We start from the raw sequence: 16871 nt of genomic DNA, 5'->3' as shown, positions 1-16871 counted from the left end.
GAGGGAGCCGAATGTGTAGGCCGGATAAGGCAAAGCCGCCATCCGGCAAAAACAACTAGTACCGCACACACACCGACTTGGTTTCGCACCAGCCGTCCAGCCAGTCCGGGCCGAAATCACGCCCGGTGCCGGACTGTTTCATGCCGCCGAACGGCAGGTTGGCATCGATCAGCGTATGGCTATTCACCCATACGGTACCGGCCTGAAGTCGGTCCGTATACTCCAGCGCTTTACTGATATTTTGCGTCCAGACGCTGGCCGTCAGGCCGTATTCCGTATCGTTCGCCAGATGTAACGCCTCTTCACCATCAGACACACGCACCAGATTCACCACCGGGCCAAATACCTCTTCGCGGGTCAGGCGCAGGCTGGCATCCGGGTTGACCACCAGCGTAGGCGCAACGTAGTAGCCCTGCTTGTCCGGGCCGCTGTTGCCGGTAATCAGTTCGGCGTTGCGGGATTGCGCTTCGTTGAGGAAGCTTTGCACTTTGTCGCAGTGGGCGCGGGAGACGAGCGGGTTGATGTGCGCCGTCGGCGACATGCCTGGCCCGACGCTCAGGGATTTCACCGCTTGCTCAAAGTGACTCACCAGAGTGTCGAACAGCGGCGCTTCGATGTAAATGCGCGAACTTGCGGCACACACCTGCCCCTGATTGAGGAAACTGCCGGTCATCAGCCCTTCCACCACCCACGCCGGATCGGCATCTTTCAGCACGATCGCCGGATTTTTACCGCCCAGCTCCAGCGTCACGCCCGTTAGCGTATCGGCAGCGACGCGCGCAATCTGTTTGCCGGTCGCGGTTGACCCGGTAAAACTGACCTTGGCGATATGCGGATGCGAGGTCAATGCCGCGCCGCACACTGCACCGCTGCCGGTGACGACGTTAAATACACCATCAGGAACGCCCGCTTCGCTTGCCAGCTCAGCCACGCGCAGCAGCGTCAGCGGCGTGGTTTCGGACGGTTTAATCACAATGGAACAGCCCGCGGCCAGCGCTGGCATCACTTTCCACATGCCGATCAGCAGCGGGAAGTTCCACGGCACAATACCGGCGACCACGCCAACCGGCTCTTTACGGGTCCACGCCTGATAGCGCGCGCCCTGTGGCATCGGAATGGAGAGGTCCAGGGTTTTCCCGGCAATTTTGGTGGTCAGCCCGGCGGTGTAGCGCATCCAGTTCAGCGTGCAGCCCACTTCAAAAGCGCGAGAAATGTTAATTGATTTACCCTGCTCCAGAGTTTCGAGCTGTGCGAGTTCTTCCGTGTTCTGCTCAACCAGATCGGCAAAACGCAGCAAAATACGTTCACGCTCGGCAGGCAGTTTCCCCGCCCAGCTGCGGGAGACAAACGCACGCCAGCCGGACATTACCGCGCGATCCACATCGCTCACGCTTGCATCTGCCGTAGAAGCAATCATTTCACCCGTGGCCGGGTTGAAGATATTCAGGCGTTTTTCACTTTCAGAAGCGGACTGACGGCCCTCAATCCACAGGCCATGTTGGCGGTCTAAAAACTGCTGCACGCTCGGCAGAATGGCGGTCTGTGTCTCAGACATGGGGTGCTCCTTCATTATTATTCGCAGGGTGTTAACGCAGTCTAAGATCGCTTTGCCAGATACGCTTTTATCTGTGTGACATTCGCTTTGCCACCTGTGACAGCCCCCGCAAATAAAGATAATTCCGCCTTATAACACTGTTATCAGCGAGTGTTCTTTCCTATAGTCAGCCCAGACCTCTGACAAAATGCAACACAAATGCAACAATGCAAAAACATTGACAGTGCAGCGAGATGAACGATGGCGTGTGCAAGCGAGCAGGAAAAATATCAACAGTGGCTGGCGCAAATTAACCAGGTGTGTGGCAGCTTTGCCGCGCGTCCGCTGGCAGGTCCGTTTCTTGGCGAACTGGAAACCAGCTACGCCAGAAGTATGAAGCTCAGCACTGTCACTGCCGCAGGCGTTAATCTGTTTCGCACTCGTCAGGAGATCAAAGGCAGCAACGACGCCTGGTTCTACACCGTATTTCAGCTCGAGGGCAATGCGACGCTGGAACAGGACGACAGGCAAACGGTGATTGAAGCGGGTGACATTACGCTTATCGATGCTTCACGCCCCTGTTCGATTTATTGGCACGATAAATCACGCCAGATTTCTCTTTTACTCCCACGCCAGATTCTGGAACAGCAGTGTCGCTTTCAGGAAGTCAGCTGCGCGCTCAAGCTGTCGCGCAACCTGCCGACGGTGCAACTGAGCTATCGGCTGTTGCAGGAGAGCATGGATAACGCCCATCTGAGCGATCTGGAAAGCGAAGCGGCGCTGGAGGCAATGGTGTGTTTACTGCGCCCTGCTTTTCAACAGCGAGAATCCGCACCGCCGCGTAAAGAACGTCAGTTCCAGAATGTGCTGACGCTGATTGATTCGCACATTCAGTCGGAAGCGTTGCGCCCGGAGTGGATCGCCACCGAGAGCGGCATGTCCGTGCGCAGCCTGTATCGCATGTTTGCCGATAAAGGCCTGGTGGTGGCGCAGTACATCAAAAACCGGCGGCTGGACCTGTGCGCGCAAGTGTTACGCGCCACGGGTGATGATGAAAAACTGGCGGGAATTGGCTACAGCTGGGGTTTTGCCGACCATAGCCATTTTTCAACGGCGTTCAAACAACGTTTTGGTGTCTCTCCGGGCGAGTACCGCAAGCGCTATCGCTGATCACTTCTTCAGCCACTTCCCGTTAATCCCCTTCACATATTCCCCCGGCTGTGCGCGGGCCACCAGCTTCTGTCCGGCCATTTTCGCCACTTCATCGACCGGAAGATTATTGCTGTCTGCCAGCTTCTGATAACTTTCTGTGCGGGCTGCATTGATCTCATTGACCAACGCCAGCGTCTGCTTATCCTGGCGCAGCGGCGCAATGTAGCCGCTCAGGGTTTCGCCGACCAGCCCCTGCGCACGTGCTTCGTTTAAGGTGATCGCCTGCGCCTGCACGTTGATGCCTAACATCAGCAGACCGATTGCAAGAAGTCGTTTCATGGCATCCTCAGAACAGATCGCTGCGCGATTTCAGCAGGGTTTCGACGTCTTTATCCACTTTGATGTGGATCTCATGTTCGATTTTGACGTTCATATTGATGGTGATCGGCTCTTTCGGTGCCGCCACTTCAATACGCGGCGTACAGCCCGAGAGCATTACGACCATGATCACGCCAAGCGCGCCAGTCAGATTTTTCATTGTTGTTCCTCACATTCCTTACCTGCCTGACAGCGGACATCCGGTAACGCCGCGTGTTGCTCAAGCCATGCCTGTAAATTATCCCCGTAGCGCAGGCTGCGCCACAGGGTAAAAAGATTCTCTTCGTGGGTGTAATTGAGGTGCACGGTGTTACTTTTTCCGTCTACCCGGCTGGTACCGCTGATCGCCGATTGCATAGTCAGCACACCCAGATTATCTACATTGATTTTCGTCCACGAGCGAGAAATTTCCATATAACGGAGCCAGTTAATCGCCACACCCGCCGCCATGTTGTCATTGACGATGGCATCCGCCGTGTCTTTGTCGATACGCAAGGTCATCGGGCCGGGATTGGTCAGCCAGCCGTCTTTGATTATCCATTTTTCGTTCTCCAGCCAGAACGGCAGCGCACCGCTGACCGGGCCAGACATGGCAAACTGTTTCGGATTGACGGCGCTGATGAGCTCACTGGCGGAGATATTATTCACCCGCAGCAGGGCCGGATCGTGCTGCGGCATTCGCAACTGCTGCATGGTGATTTTTCCCCCCAACACGTCGGTGCTGACGTTGGTCAGCAGCAGCGGGTTGTGCTCGCTCCACGGGTAATCACCCTGCAAATCCGCCGTGATATTGCGCGCCGTCACCTGGTTGACCACTTCAGCAATACGCAGCGTCACCGGGCCGCGCGTGCCCAGCGACCAGGTGCCTTCGCTGAAACGGAACGGCAGGACAAAATCGATGCCGTTAATTTGGTTATCCGGCATCCAGACGCTGCCGCTTTTCAGCACGCCGTGACCGCCCGCTTCAAATCCCTGACCAGCGGCGGCAGAAAACGCCACCTGCGCGTACAGTTCGCCGTCGCGCAGGTTCATTTTCCAGTCTGGCGGCACCAGCGGCTGGAAGACCGTCAGGGACTGTTTCGGCCACCAGGCCTGCCCGCGCAGACGTTCCCCGTCCCAGCGACCGTTCAGCTGCACCGGGCCAATCGCGCCAGCGTGCAGATCGCCCTTAAACTGGAAGAAGGTCGGGTCCGTGCCGTCGACGCTGAATTTCAGGGTCGACGGCGGGAGCACGCTGCCGCCGGAGAACGAGGTCTCCTCCGCATCCAGCGACAGCGCGCCGCTAAAGTGCGGATTATTTTCGCCACGCACCCAGCGCACGGGTTGGTCTAATATCAGACGCGGTTTGCTCACCAGCATGGTGCCGTATTCCAGTTTATCGAAACCGGTCGATAATGCCGTCAGTTCAATCGCGCTGTCGCGCCACTCGCCTTTGCCAGCCACATCCCAGCGGGCATTCATTGGCGTAAAGTGACCATCGCCCCAGTAGCGCCACTGCCACAGGCCGCTGTCCGGCAGAAAGTCATTCGCCTGTCCGTCCAGATGCAGAACAAAATCGCCCATTTCGTTTTCATGTGCTTTGAGAATGGCCTGTAAACGCCCATCCACGCCCTTCTGCGACAGTTTTACTCCCGCCAGCGGCCAGCGGATTTCATCTATATTCAGGGAGTCAATGATCCGACCGCGTGAGCGCAGCAGTGCACCAGGTTCAAATGCCAGATGCGGATCGGCAAGGCTGCCGGTCAGTTGGGCCGGAAGAATGGCATATAAAATCAGATCGCCCTGCTTGGCTTCGCCCGTCAACTGGAGCGGCATAGCGCTGTTATCCATGCTCAGTTTGCCCGGACCGAGGGTTAGCACGGCGTTGCCTTTACCGGCATCGCCCTGGGTCAGCACGTTCAGACGACCGGTAAAGATGGCGTTTTCCAGGCCTTGCTGCCAGTTTTCAACTTTCAGCCCCACGCGCCCGCTTAATGGCAGACCGGTGAGATCCCAGTGCCAGCGCCCGTCGCTGATCGTCAGCTGTTCGGCGGTGAGTTGCCACGGTAAATCGAGCAGCGGATCGGGGTTATCGCGGGCGCTCATCACTAATTGACCCCGATTCTGTTCCCAGTCGAGATCGACATCCACCGGCGACGCAATTTGCGGCACGGTCAGGGTGGCCTCTGCGTGGCCTTTTACCGGCACGCCGTCCGGAATCAGCGGCAGCGTGAACTCTCCCGCCAGTTGAATCGGCTGTGGATAATCCGGCAGGTGAAGTTCAAATTCGCTGATGGTCAGGCTTTGGCCGCGAAGTTTACCTCGCACTTTTACCTGTTCACCCAAGTAAGTCACTTCCTGCATTGACGGCGTTAATGATACGTTGAGTTTTCCCTGCCACTGCTGCCACGGGGAAAGTGTTAGACGATCGATATTAAGCCAGGTATTCGGCAGCATTGACTGCCATTCGGCGAGCGTTTTCGGCGCAGTGTTGGCCTGTTCCGTTTGCGGCAGTTTACTCAAGCAGGCGGTATTGAGCTCGAGCGCGCCAACGTCAAGCTTCCAGCGGCTGGGATGAGACAGCGTGGCGTTTTCCACGCGGGCGATTTCGCAGTCATCGACCAGATAACGGAGATCGGGGATCACAATCTGATTGCGGCTGAGGCGCGGGCTTTTTTCAAATGCAATGCGCGTACCGACAGGGAGCCAAATCCCGGCAAGAGTGGGGACCCACTGGGCAAGCGTCATCAGCAGCGTCAGCGGCAAGAGAATGATGAGCAGAAGTAGCGCAATTACGGCTTTGTATTTACCCCTCATGGGCAGTTAATATCCTGATTTAGCGAAAAAATAAGCCGACAGTGCCCGTCATTGTGGCATGTTTAGCCAGTCAGTTGAAGTCAACGCCAGTTTTAAGGATAGTTGCTCTAGAATTATTGATAGAACTTATTGAATTCAATAAAATTTTATAAATTGTAAGATTATTTTAATCATGCTAACGTGAATGCAAAATCACTGGAGAAAGTCTTATGAAACTCGCGGTATATAGCACAAAACAGTACGATAAAAAGTATCTGCAACATGTTAACGAGACTTACGGATTCGAACTCGAATTTTTCGACTTTCTGCTGACCGAAAGAACCGCCAAAACGGCGAACGGCTGCGAAGCGGTGTGCATTTTCGTCAACGACGACGGTAGCCGCCCGGTGCTGGAAGAGTTGAAAAAACACGGCGTAAAATACATTGCTTTGCGCTGTGCAGGCTTTAATAACGTCGATCTGGACGCCGCCAAAGAGCTGGGTCTGAAAGTGGTGCGTGTTCCGGCCTACTCCCCGGAAGCCGTCGCGGAACATGCCATCGGAATGATGATGTCCCTGAACCGACGCATTCACCGCGCGTATCAGCGCACCCGTGATGCCAACTTCTCTCTCGAAGGTCTGACCGGTTTTACCATGTACGGTAAAACGGCGGGCGTGATCGGCACCGGTAAAATCGGCGTGGCGACTCTGCGCATTCTGAAAGGTTTCGGTATGCGTCTGCTGGCGTTCGATCCGTACCCAAGTGCTGCTGCGCTGGAGCTGGGCGTGGAGTATGTTGACCTGCCAACGCTGCTCTCGCAGTCGGACGTGATTTCCCTGCACTGCCCGTTGACGCCGGAGAACTATCACCTGCTCAACCAAGACGCCTTTGATCAGATGAAAGACGGCGTGATGATTATCAATACCAGCCGTGGCGGCCTGATCGATTCCCAGGCAGCAATTGAAGCCCTAAAAACGCAAAAAATCGGCGCGCTGGGAATGGATGTGTATGAGAACGAACGCGATCTGTTCTTTGAAGACAAGTCTAACGACGTGATTCAGGACGATGTGTTCCGCCGTCTGTCTGCCTGCCACAACGTGCTGTTTACCGGACACCAGGCGTTCCTGACTGCCGAAGCGCTGATCAGCATTTCAGAAACAACGCTGGGTAATCTTAAACAGCTGGAAAACGGCGAAGATTGCCCGAACGAAGTGGTGTAATTTTTCCCCTCACCCTAACCCTCTCCCAATGGGAGAGGGGATCGTCCGCTGATCTCCCTCAAGCTCGGAGCCGGTTTTTTACGTTAAGCACGGACTCGATTTTCTCCCTCAAGCTCGGACTCTATTTTCTCCCTCTCCCCGTGGGAGAGGGTCGGGGTGAGGGCATCAGACCGCAAAGAACTAATCGCTTAACCCACGATTCTTCAACATCGGCTCGATCAACGGATCGTGCCCTCTCCAGTCGCGATACAACGCTTCCAGATCGCTACTGTTCCCGCGCGACAAAATAGCTTCGCGGAACCGCTGTCCGTTTTCACGCGTTAAGCCGCCCTGTTCGACAAACCACTGATAGCCGTCGTCCGCCAGCATCTGCGTCCACAGATAGGCGTAATATCCGGCTGCATAACCGCCACCAAAGATGTGCGCAAAATAGCTGCTGCGATAGCGTGGCGGAACAGCGGGCAGATCCAGCCCCTCTTTTTTAAGCGCTGACGATTCAAACGTATCCACGTCCGTGACCGTTTCCTGCGTGCCGATACCGTGCCAGTTCATATCCAGTAACGCCGCGCTAAGAAGCTCGGTCATGTCGTAACCCTTATTGAACTGCGTCGCGCTGAGCATTTTCTCGCGCAGCGCGTCTGGCATCGGTTCTCCGGTTTGATAATGACGGGCATAGTTCGCAAAGACCTGAGGATGACTGGCCCAGTGTTCGTTGATTTGCGACGGGAATTCAACAAAGTCGCGCGGCGTGTTGGTGCCGGATAATGTGGCGAAACGCTGATCGGCAAACAGGCCGTGCAGCGTGTGACCGAACTCGTGGAACAACGTAATGACATCATCCCAGGAGAGTAGCGCCGCCTGTCCGGAAGCCGGTTTCTGGTAGTTACAGACGTTGTAAATCACCGGGCGTGCAGCGAGTTCATGGGATTGTTCGACGAAATTCCCCATCCACGCCCCGCCGCCTTTGGAATCACGCGCGAAGAAATCACCGTAAAACAGCGCCATACCCTCGCCGTTCTGGTCGAAAATCTCCCAGACGCGAACATCCGGGTGATAAACAGGAATATCGAAGCGCTCGACAAAGCGAATACCGAACAACTGGCTAGCCGCCCAGAAGACGCCATCGTGCAGCGCAGTATCGAGGGCAAAATAAGGTTTGATCTGCGATTCATCCAGAGCGTATTTCTCCAGACGAACGCGCTCAGCGTAATACGCCCAATCCCAGGCCTGCACGCTGAAACGCCCCTGCTCGTCATCAATCACTTTCTGGATATCGGCCTGCTCCCGTTGCGCGCGCGCTCGCGCTGCCGGGACAATACCTCGCATAAATTTCAGTGCCGCGTCAGGCGTTTTCGCCATCTGATCGGCGGTACTCCAGCTAGCGTAGCTCTCGAACCCAAGCAACTGCGCACGACGGGCACGTAAATTCGCCAGTCTGAGCACAATCATACGGGTATCGTTTTCATCATTCTTCTGGGTGCGAATCCAGCCTGCGTTGAACAGATTTTCACGCGTCTGACGATCGTGAAGTGCCGAAAGCGCTGGCTGCTGCGTGGTATTGAGTAATGAGATCAACCAGCGATCCGCCAGCCCTTTATCTGCGGCTGCCTGTGCGGCGCTGGCGATTTCGTCGGCGCTCAGCCCTTCAAGCTGATGCGCATAATCGACCACCAGCCCACCCGCTTTGTCTGCCGCCAGCAGTTTCTGATTGAACTGACTGGTCAGCGATGCGGCTTCGGTATTGAGTGATTTTAATTCGGCTTTCTGCGTCTCAGTCAGTTTTGCCCCTGCCAGAATAAAGTGCTGATGGGTCTCTTCCACCAGCCGGCACGACTCAGCATCCAGCGATTTCCGCCCTTCCCACACCGCCTGCACGCGCGAAAACAGCGCGTCGTTGAGCCAGATATCGTTGGCTAATCCCGCCAGTTCGGTAGAAAAAGCTTCGTCCAGTTCCTGCAAATAGTCGTTGGTGTGCGCGGAGGTCATGGCGAAGAACACGCTGCTGACGCGCGAAAGCATCGCACCGCTTTTTTCCAGTGCCAAAACCGTGTTGGCAAAATCCGGCGCGGCGGAACTGGCAATAATGGCATCAATATCTGCGCGCTTCTGGCGCATCGCTTCATCAAATGCCGGACGATAATGGCAGTCTTCGATGACATCGAATCGAGGTGCCTGATAGGGTAATACGCTTACTTCAAATAACGGATTTGAAACCGACATCGTTGACTCCTGGGCACATAATAATCCTCCCAGAGTAGGACAGCCAGCGGCGTGCTGCAATCCCCATTAGGAGCAGATTTATTGCCATCAGATATTATGTCTCTCCTGATATTAATGTTTGCATGTTTAATTTCTGAACGGTTTCATTAATTTCAAATCATAAAAAGCGTGACGAAGATCAACACGACTTGTGAGTCAGGCATTAACCTAAACGCAAATTTACCCTTCGTCTTTTAATGTCGAAATACATTCGCTCTGGAGCTATTAATGAAAACCATTCTCTTTTTTATATCGTTACTCTGCCTAACCCCTGCCATAGCCGCTGAACAGCATTTCATTAAAAGTAATAATGCCAATGGGGAAATCCTTATTCTCGATGATAATTCCGTATGGCAGGTTGCCAGCTATGACACTATCACCAGCGGCTTGTGGCTACCGGCATCAGATGTGGTCGTCACCGATGATGAAGATAAAATTGTCAGCATTGATGATGGCGAATCCGTCGATGTTCAACGTATTCGCTAGCCTTCGGCAGGAAAGCATTCGATATTCTAATTTGATTTTTTAAACGTTCTAAATTTAATCCTTATCGTTACTGAGACAACAATGAAAAAAAATCTTTTAGCCAGTTTGGCGTTACTGCTGCTGGCTGGGTGTACCACTGGCGAAAAAATACATAATGTTCAGACGGGAATGACTAAGGCACAGGTCATCGACGTGTTAGGCACGCCTGATGGTGATGCGGTTGAAGGCAATAAAGAACAGATCCAGTATAGCAATCGCCTGGCATCCGGATGGGGTTGGGATAAAGGCGACTATTACGTCACTTTTGTCGACGGAAAAGTCGTTCAGTATGGCAGCGGCCAAATTCGTAGCGCGGGAGCCCCTGTTACAGGAATCGTCGTCTTTTAGTGCCCTCTCCACGTTCATTTAGCGATACAAAAGTTGCCTTAACGACGTGCCAGATGGCGTGCTATGGTTGTACAACACAAAAAGCGTTGAGGAACAGTGAGATGATCGTATTAGTTACCGGGGCAACGGCGGGTTTTGGTGAAAGCATCACGCGTCGCTTCGTCGACAACGGCCATAAAGTGATTGCAACAGGTCGCCGTCAGGAGCGTTTGCAGGAGCTGAAGGATGAGCTTGGCGATAGCATTTTGACCGCACAACTCGACGTGCGTAATCGTGCGGCCATTGAAGAGATGCTGGCTAACCTGCCCGCAGAATGGCGTGCCATTGATTTACTGGTCAACAACGCCGGTCTGGCGCTGGGGATGGAGCCTGCGCATAAAGCCAGCGTCGAAGACTGGGAAAACATGATCGACACCAACAACAAAGGGCTGGTGTACATGACCCGCGCGGTGCTGCCGGGCATGGTCGAGCGTAACCGCGGCCATATCATTAATATCGGCTCGACCGCCGGAAGCTGGCCTTACGCAGGTGGAAACGTGTACGGCGCAACCAAAGCTTTTGTGCGTCAGTTCAGTCTGAATCTGCGTACCGATCTGCACGGCACGGCGATCCGCGTGACGGATATTGAGCCGGGTCTGGTCGGCGGGACCGAGTTTTCCAACGTGCGTTTCAAAGGCGATGACGCGAAAGCAGGCAAAACCTATGAAAACACCGAGGCTCTGACCCCGGAAGATGTGACCGAAACCGTCTGGTGGGTCGCGACGCTGCCAAAACACGTCAACATTAACACCGTCGAAATGATGCCAGTCAGCCAGAGCTTTGCCGGATTAAGCGTGCATCGCGGCTGATTATTTCCCTGCCCGGCCTGCGGGTCGGGTCTGGGATGACCGGTAAAAGAATGGTAGTATTGAAGTGTTAACTCTTTGAGAAATCACATCCAATGGCCGCCGAATCGCAACTGAATCCTACCCAGCCTGTTAATCAGCAAATTTACCGCATTTTGCGACGTGATATCGTCCATTGTTTGATCCCGCCCGGTACACCGCTCTCTGAAAAAGAGGTCTCGGTGCGTTTTGACGTATCGCGTCAGCCGGTGCGCGAAGCATTCATTAAACTTGCCGAAAACGGTCTGATTCAAATTCGCCCGCAGCGCGGCAGCTACGTGAATAAAATATCCCTTTCGCAAGTGCGCAACGGCTGTTTTGTCCGTCAGGCGATTGAATGCGCGGTGGTGCGTCGTGCGGCTTCTCTGATTGACGAAAATCAGTGCTATTTGCTGGAACAGAATCTCCACCAGCAGCGCATTGCGATTGAACGCAAACAGCTGAATGACTTTTTCCAGCTCGACGATGAGTTTCATCAGAAACTGGCGCAAATTGCCGACTGTCAACTGGCGTGGGATACCATTGAAAATATCAAAGCCACGATGGACCGCGTGCGCTATATGAGCCTTGATCACGTCTCGCCACCGGAAATGCTGTTGCGTCAGCACCACGATATTTTCGCCGCACTGGAAAAGCGTGACGTTGATGCCGTAGACAAAGCGATGACCGTGCATTTGCAAGAAATTGGCGAGTCGGTGCAGCTTATTCGCCAGGAAAACAGCGACTGGTTTACAGAAGATTAATATTAAGCGCCTCCCTTCCCTACAGGGAGGCGCTTAAATAATTAGCGTACCACTAAGACAGGTATTTTGGCGTAGCGAATAACCGATTCCGCGTTTGAGCCAAGCAGATGGCTGGACATTCCCGGCGTCTTCGAGCCGATAACAATCACTTCGTAATCCTCTTTATTACTCATGCTGATGATTTCATCGCGAACATTACCGAAGCGCACCTCAGTGTGAATATTCTCCGGCGCGATATCAAATAAGCGCTTTAATTCATTCATCTTTTTCTCTGACTCGGTGACCATATAGGCTTCGAACTTTTTAATGTCAGAGTTAAACCCGCGTAGCAACGAGCGGCTGCTGATGGGCAGGATGTTCAGCAAGGTGATGGTCGCGTTATCCGCTTTCGCCAGAAACTCCGCATGACGCACCGCTTTATCACTGAGGTTCATTTCAAATACGTCTACAGGCATTAATATTTTCTTGTACATAAGCCCTTCCTTATTCCAAATAAAATAATGAGTTATCTGACTTAAGAGTGACATGGCTATTTGAAACGAAGGCTAAACCGTTCAGTGGCGAAACTATCAATAAATGAAAACAATTGTCCGTTTTGTCAATTTGCGTCTGAACCGCCCAATGGCAATAAAATGCAGACAAAAAAGTGTGAGCTTGATCAAAAACAAAAAAATGTGAACGCAACAGGCGTATTTATATTCTCCCGTCAGCGGCAGGAATAACAGGGCCGTGATGTGTAGAGAAGAGGAGAAATAACCATGATGACGTATGACCGCAACCGTAACGCAATTACCACTGGCAGCCGTGTGATGATTAACGGCACCGGGCGCACAGGGACTGTCCGTGCAATTCACGCTCAGGGGCTGGACGCCGCGCAGGTTCGCCGCAGTAAAACGGTAGAAGTGGAAGGTTGTGAAGGCAAGTTCGAACCGATTGAACTGATTCGCTTAGGAATGCACTAACAGGCCTAATGACATGCCGCCGCAAACGGCGGCATGATACGTGTTTATTTCGAAGCGAGAGTCTGTGCCACCGTCGCTTTCGCGCCCTGCTCCAGCAACATTTTATACGCTCCCATCACCGCATCCACAAAGCGGGCTTCCAGCGGTAATTCGTTACCGAAAATCTCCTCGATACCCAACAGCGCTTTCACCCGGCTTTCGCCTTCGGCACTACCCTTGACCGCCGCCTGAAGGGTGGACAGCAGCGGATCGCAGACTTCGATCGCGTTTCCACTTTCATCCACGCCGCCGACATAACGCATCCATCCTGCTACGCCCAGCGCCAGCAGCGGGAAACTGCGCTGATGCGCCAGATGCCAGCGTACAGAATCGAGCATACGCTGCGGTAACTTCTGGCTGCCGTCCATCGCGATTTGCCAGGTGCGATGACGCAGCGCCGGATTGCTGTAGCGCGCAATCAGCAGATCGGCGTAACGCCCCAGATCAACACCTTTTACCTTCAGGGTTGGCGCTTGTTCATTGAGCATCAGCGCATGAGCGGCCTGACGATAATTTTCGTCTTCCATGCAGTCGTTGATGTGCTGATAACCCGCCAGATAGCCGAGATACGCCAGGAAAGAGTGGCTGCCGTTAAGCATACGCAGCTTCATCTCTTCAAACGGAATCACATCTGCCACCAGCTCTGCGCCTGCTTTTTCCCACTCAGGACGCCCGGCAACAAAGTTATCTTCTACTACCCACTGACGGAATGGTTCGCAGGCCACGCCCGCAGGATCGCGCACGCCAGTTAACTGTTCGATTTTATCCAGCGTTTCCGGCGTCACTGCCGGCACAATACGATCGACCATTGTCGACGGGAACGTGACGTTCGCTTCAATCCAGTCTGCCAGTTCGCTGTTTACCGCTCGCGCGTACGCGCAGGTGACGTTACGCATGACATGGCCGTTTTCCGGCATGTTGTCGCAAGACATGACGCTGAAAGCCGGTAAACCCGCCGCTTTACGACGCGCCAGCGCTTCTACCACCACGCCCGGCGCAGATTTTGGCTGATGCGGATTTTGCAGATCGGCGGCGATCAGCGGGTTATCGAGCATAAGTTGCCCGGTCGCAGGCGCATGGCAGTAACCTTTTTCGGTGATGGTCAGCGAAACAATCGCAACCTGCGGCTCGCACATGGCAGCCAGCACGGTCTCCAGACCATCAACCTGCGCATGAAGCGCATTTTTGACGACACCGACGACGCGAGCTGTCCAGGCGTCGGCGGACATTTCCGCCACGGTGTAGAGATTATCCTGGGCCTTGAGATCGGCAATTTGCTGTTCGCCGCCAATCAGGTTCACTTCGGTGTAACCCCAGTCGCTGCCGTGCTCAGCCGCGAGGATATCCGTGTAAACGGCCTGATGAGCACGATGGAACGCGCCGAAACCGAGGTGCACGATGCGTGGCACTAGCTTGTTACGGTCGTAGGCAGGAAGTGACGCTTTGGCATTCAACAATTTATTATTCATGAGGAGGCTCATTTTAGTGAGTGGTCGTCGAATCTGAGGAGGTAGACCATCTCATGCAATTGGTATGACATCTTTGATTTCCATCAACTACCATACAAGAAGAGAAGAAAAGGCGGGATCGACCTCCCGCCCTGCGATCTTACTGATTCACCGTATGGCCAAGCGGCACGGTGGAAACCGCTTTTTCGGCGGCATCTTCCGCGAGGCTCAGATCGCGGTCGCGCACTTCCGGCATCAGCACCGCTGATATCAGACCGATTACCGAATAGACCACCATCATCACCACAATTGGCCACCAGGAACCGGTCATATTGCAGAAGATCCCCGCCAGCACCGGGCCGAATCCGACCGCCACCAAACCACCCGCCTCTTTCGAAATCGCCATGCGGGTAAAACGGTTCCGCGAGCCAAACATCTCCGCCATAGTGATGTTTTCCAGCGCAAACAGGCCCAGCACCGCAAAGTTATGGATGACGATGATCGATAGCATGATCACCCCTGGGCTGTAGCTTTTATCGACGATAATCGACAACATCGGGTACGCCAGAATAATGGCGGAGATGTTGAGCAAGATATAAGGCAGGCGGCGCCCTACTTTATCGGACAGCCAACCCAGCAGCGGGATAGAGATAAACCCGAGAATGGAGCTGATCATCAGCGCATCGGTCGGGATGCTTTTATTAAACAGCAGCGTCTGCACCAGATAACCGGCCAGGAAGGTTTGAATCAAACCGGAATTTCCCGCCTGACCAAAACGCAGCCCGGTCGCCAGCCAGAATGATTTGCTTTTGAACATCGCGCCGAGCGAGGTTTCTTCAGCGGTCACTACCGGGCCGCTTTCATCGTTTACCTTCTCAAATACCGGACTTTATTTAAGGTTCATTCGCAGCCAGATGGCGAAGATCATCACTACGACGCTGGCGAGGAACGGCACGCGCCAGCCCCAGGCGATAAGATCTTCACGGTCCAGCACAAAGAACATCACCGCCCAGATAGCCGTGGCGCTCAGGGTTCCGCAATTGGTTCCCATTGCCACCAGCGAGGAAATTATTCCGCGCTTACCCTTCGGCGCGTATTCCGCCAGCATGGTTCCCGCGCCAGAAATTTCTGCCCCGGCGCCCAGCCCCTGAATAATGCGCAGCGTCACCAGCAGCACCGGCGCAAAAATGCCAATTTGCGCGTAGGTCGGCAGAACGCCAATCAGCGTGGTACAGATCCCCATCATGGTGATGGTGATAAACAGCACCTTTTTACGCCCGATACGGTCGCCCATTTTGCCGAAGATAAACGCCCCGACGATACGCGCAATATAGCCTGCGCCGTAAGTCCCCATCGCCAGAATCAACGCCATTGCAGCGGACTGTTCCGGAAAGAATATTTCATGGAACACCAGCGCCGCACCCAGGGAATAGAGCTGGAAATCCATGAATTCCAGCGCGGTACCGAGCCAGCCGGAAACAGCCGCTTTCACCAGATCCGACGTCGTTCTTTGAGGTTGTACTTGAGTCATAATGGCTATCTCTGAATAAAGGTAAGATGCGTACCACTTAACCGCGTTTGTTATTATTGGCCGAACGTGAGGAGGACTTTGCAGCACTGCCGCTGGTCTTTCTCAAACAGTTCGATGGCGTCAGTGACGTGGTGATAGTCAAAAGAGTGGGTGATCAGTTTGTCTGGGTCGATCAGCCCCTTTTCCAGCCAGTCGATCACCACCGGAAATTTATTGGCGTTCAGGCGAGAAGAGAAAATCGACAGTTCTTTGCCGGTGATTCCCTGCTGCACAATCTGGCTCGGGTCGCTGGAGAAGCCCATCAGCACAATGCGCGCGCCGGGAGAAGCGAGGGTAATCGCTTCCTGAAGAATCGACGGATGGCAGGCCGCATCAACAATTAACGTTGGTTTAATGCCCTTCTCTTCCAGCGCCGCCTGCAGCGACTGTTCTGCGTTGTTGAACGTCCAGTCCGCGCCGCTGCGTTTCGCCATCTCCAGCCGTTCGTCAATCCTGTCGACCACAATCACCTGCTTCACCTTATAAACGCCTTTCAACGCCTGCACGGTCACCAGCCCCATCGGACCCGCGCCGTAAATCAGGGCAACATCCTGCTCCGTGGGCTGAACGTGCCCGGTGACGTTGGCCGCAATCGTGAAAGGCTCCACCATTACCGCATGTTTATCGGGGATCGTATCCGGGATGTGCCAGGCATTTTTCGCCGGAACCACCGCATATTCGCTAAAGCCGCCGTCACGATGCACGCCCAGCACCACCAGCGTTGTGCAGACGTTGGGTTTCCCCACCGAGCACGGATAGCAGTGCCCGCAGCTGATCACCGGATCGACGGAAACGCGCTGCCCGAGACGATTTTCTTCAACGCCTTCACCGAGCGCGTCAATCACACCGAAGAACTCATGCCCTATCACGCGCGGGTATTTGGCAAACGGGTTATGGCCGCGATAGATATGGCTGTCGGAACCGCAAATACCCGCGAGGGTAATTTTGACCCGCACTTCGCCCTTGCCCGGTACAGGTAATGGACGCTCATCAATCAGCAGCGCATTCGGTTTTTGAATCACAATACTTTTCAT

Annotated in this window: 15 protein-coding genes and 1 pseudogene; 7 read left to right on the top strand and 9 right to left on the bottom strand. The window is 54.2% G+C overall.

Going from position 1 to position 16871, the window contains the following annotated elements; all coding sequences use genetic code 11:
• Window positions 1–55: 55 nt before the first annotated feature.
• Entirely contained in the window at window positions 56–1555 is a 1500-nt protein-coding gene (locus C3708_RS00940; RefSeq protein WP_103949014.1) for an aldehyde dehydrogenase family protein, read from the bottom strand.
• Between the two features lie 240 nt (window positions 1556–1795).
• Here C3708_RS00940 and feaR point away from each other — a divergent pair, with 240 nt between their 5' ends.
• Window positions 1796–2704, top strand: coding sequence for a transcriptional regulator FeaR (feaR, locus tag C3708_RS00935; RefSeq protein WP_095281938.1), 909 nt, complete (start codon window positions 1796–1798; stop codon window positions 2702–2704).
• On the opposite strand, the gene C3708_RS00930 is transcribed toward feaR, so the two are convergent.
• From C3708_RS00930 to C3708_RS00920, 3 genes are read right to left on the bottom strand one after another with little or no spacing between them, the layout of a single operon-like run.
• Window positions 2705–3025, bottom strand: coding sequence for a YdbL family protein (locus tag C3708_RS00930; protein ID WP_103949015.1), 321 nt, complete (start codon window positions 3023–3025; stop codon window positions 2705–2707).
• Window positions 3026–3032: 7 nt separating this feature from the next.
• Complete coding sequence (locus C3708_RS00925) at window positions 3033–3224, bottom strand: YnbE family lipoprotein (RefSeq protein ID WP_095281936.1); 192 nt, start codon at window positions 3222–3224, stop codon at window positions 3033–3035.
• Window positions 3221–5860: a YdbH family protein gene (locus C3708_RS00920; RefSeq protein WP_103949016.1), complete on the bottom strand. Its 2640-nt coding sequence runs from the start codon at window positions 5858–5860 to the stop codon at window positions 3221–3223. Before C3708_RS00920 ends, C3708_RS00925 begins: the two co-directional genes overlap by 4 nt.
• Window positions 5861–6069: 209 nt before the next feature.
• Between C3708_RS00920 and C3708_RS00915 the strand changes: the two genes are divergently transcribed.
• Window positions 6070–7059 carry a 2-hydroxyacid dehydrogenase gene (locus C3708_RS00915; protein WP_095281934.1) on the top strand — a complete coding sequence of 330 codons (990 nt, stop codon included), beginning with the start codon at window positions 6070–6072 and terminating at the stop codon, window positions 7057–7059.
• 180 nt (window positions 7060–7239) lie between these two features.
• Here C3708_RS00915 and dcp read toward each other — a convergent pair whose 3' ends face one another.
• On the bottom strand, window positions 7240–9279 hold the full coding sequence (gene dcp, locus C3708_RS00910; protein ID WP_103949017.1) for a peptidyl-dipeptidase Dcp: 2040 nt from the start codon (window positions 9277–9279) through the stop codon (window positions 7240–7242).
• Window positions 9280–9546: 267 nt separating this feature from the next.
• Here dcp and C3708_RS00905 point away from each other — a divergent pair, with 267 nt between their 5' ends.
• From C3708_RS00905 to C3708_RS00890, 4 genes are all read left to right on the top strand, one after another.
• On the top strand, window positions 9547–9804 hold the full coding sequence (locus C3708_RS00905) for a hypothetical protein (protein WP_095281932.1): 258 nt from the start codon (window positions 9547–9549) through the stop codon (window positions 9802–9804).
• Window positions 9805–9885: 81 nt separating this feature from the next.
• Window positions 9886–10191 (top strand): outer membrane protein assembly factor BamE, encoded by a 306-nt coding sequence (gene bamE / locus C3708_RS00900; protein WP_095281931.1) that lies wholly within the window; start codon window positions 9886–9888, stop codon window positions 10189–10191.
• Window positions 10192–10292: 101 nt separating this feature from the next.
• Window positions 10293–11039 carry a bifunctional NADP-dependent 3-hydroxy acid dehydrogenase/3-hydroxypropionate dehydrogenase YdfG gene (ydfG, locus tag C3708_RS00895; protein ID WP_103949018.1) on the top strand — a complete coding sequence of 249 codons (747 nt, stop codon included), beginning with the start codon at window positions 10293–10295 and terminating at the stop codon, window positions 11037–11039.
• Between the two features lie 92 nt (window positions 11040–11131).
• Window positions 11132–11818 (top strand): GntR family transcriptional regulator, encoded by a 687-nt coding sequence (locus C3708_RS00890; RefSeq protein WP_095281929.1) that lies wholly within the window; start codon window positions 11132–11134, stop codon window positions 11816–11818.
• A 41-nt stretch (window positions 11819–11859) separates the two neighbouring features.
• Here C3708_RS00890 and C3708_RS00885 read toward each other — a convergent pair whose 3' ends face one another.
• The gene (locus tag C3708_RS00885; RefSeq protein WP_103946333.1) at window positions 11860–12291 is read right to left on the bottom strand and encodes a universal stress protein; all 432 of its coding nucleotides are present in this window, start codon (window positions 12289–12291) and stop codon (window positions 11860–11862) included.
• Window positions 12292–12576: 285 nt separating this feature from the next.
• On the opposite strand from C3708_RS00885, the gene ydfZ reads away from it, so the two are divergent.
• Window positions 12577–12780 (top strand): putative selenium delivery protein YdfZ, encoded by a 204-nt coding sequence (ydfZ, locus tag C3708_RS00880; RefSeq protein ID WP_095281927.1) that lies wholly within the window; start codon window positions 12577–12579, stop codon window positions 12778–12780.
• A 44-nt stretch (window positions 12781–12824) separates the two neighbouring features.
• Here the strand turns inward: ydfZ and C3708_RS00875 are convergent, their stop codons facing one another.
• The 3 genes and pseudogenes from C3708_RS00875 to C3708_RS00865 form a co-directional block, all read right to left on the bottom strand.
• On the bottom strand, window positions 12825–14288 hold the full coding sequence (locus C3708_RS00875) for a mannitol dehydrogenase family protein (RefSeq protein ID WP_103949019.1): 1464 nt from the start codon (window positions 14286–14288) through the stop codon (window positions 12825–12827).
• A gap of 139 nt (window positions 14289–14427) precedes the next feature.
• Window positions 14428–15852: pseudogene (locus C3708_RS00870) on the bottom strand (MFS transporter).
• The gene (locus C3708_RS00865) at window positions 15852–16871 is read right to left on the bottom strand and encodes a Zn-dependent oxidoreductase (RefSeq protein ID WP_103949099.1); all 1020 of its coding nucleotides are present in this window, start codon (window positions 16869–16871) and stop codon (window positions 15852–15854) included. Before C3708_RS00865 ends, C3708_RS00870 begins: the two are co-directional and overlap by 1 nt.

This window comes from Lelliottia sp. 7254-16, assembly GCF_002922995.1.
GTDB lineage: Bacteria > Pseudomonadota > Gammaproteobacteria > Enterobacterales > Enterobacteriaceae > Enterobacter > Enterobacter jeotgali.
This window is presented reverse-complemented; position numbering and strand designations above follow the sequence as displayed.

Bases quoted from the DNA above. Each gene is read 5' to 3' on its own strand.
- feaR (WP_095281938.1), top strand. From the start codon at position 1,796: ATGGCGTGTGCAAGCGAGCAGGAAAAATATCAACAGTGGCTGGCGCAA.
- dcp (WP_103949017.1), bottom strand. From the start codon at position 9,279: ATGTCGGTTTCAAATCCGTTATTTGAAGTAAGCGTATTACCCTATCAG.
- C3708_RS00925 (WP_095281936.1), bottom strand. From the start codon at position 3,224: ATGAAAAATCTGACTGGCGCGCTTGGCGTGATCATGGTCGTAATGCTC.
- C3708_RS00865 (WP_103949099.1), bottom strand. From the start codon at position 16,871: ATGAAAAGTATTGTGATTCAAAAACCGAATGCGCTGCTGATTGATGAG.
- C3708_RS00930 (WP_103949015.1), bottom strand. From the start codon at position 3,025: ATGAAACGACTTCTTGCAATCGGTCTGCTGATGTTAGGCATCAACGTG.
- C3708_RS00905 (WP_095281932.1), top strand. From the start codon at position 9,547: ATGAAAACCATTCTCTTTTTTATATCGTTACTCTGCCTAACCCCTGCC.
- ydfG (WP_103949018.1), top strand. From the start codon at position 10,293: ATGATCGTATTAGTTACCGGGGCAACGGCGGGTTTTGGTGAAAGCATC.
- C3708_RS00920 (WP_103949016.1), bottom strand. From the start codon at position 5,860: ATGAGGGGTAAATACAAAGCCGTAATTGCGCTACTTCTGCTCATCATT.
- C3708_RS00915 (WP_095281934.1), top strand. From the start codon at position 6,070: ATGAAACTCGCGGTATATAGCACAAAACAGTACGATAAAAAGTATCTG.
- ydfZ (WP_095281927.1), top strand. From the start codon at position 12,577: ATGATGACGTATGACCGCAACCGTAACGCAATTACCACTGGCAGCCGT.
- C3708_RS00890 (WP_095281929.1), top strand. From the start codon at position 11,132: ATGGCCGCCGAATCGCAACTGAATCCTACCCAGCCTGTTAATCAGCAA.
- C3708_RS00875 (WP_103949019.1), bottom strand. From the start codon at position 14,288: ATGAATAATAAATTGTTGAATGCCAAAGCGTCACTTCCTGCCTACGAC.
- bamE (WP_095281931.1), top strand. From the start codon at position 9,886: ATGAAAAAAAATCTTTTAGCCAGTTTGGCGTTACTGCTGCTGGCTGGG.
- C3708_RS00940 (WP_103949014.1), bottom strand. From the start codon at position 1,555: ATGTCTGAGACACAGACCGCCATTCTGCCGAGCGTGCAGCAGTTTTTA.
- C3708_RS00885 (WP_103946333.1), bottom strand. From the start codon at position 12,291: ATGTACAAGAAAATATTAATGCCTGTAGACGTATTTGAAATGAACCTC.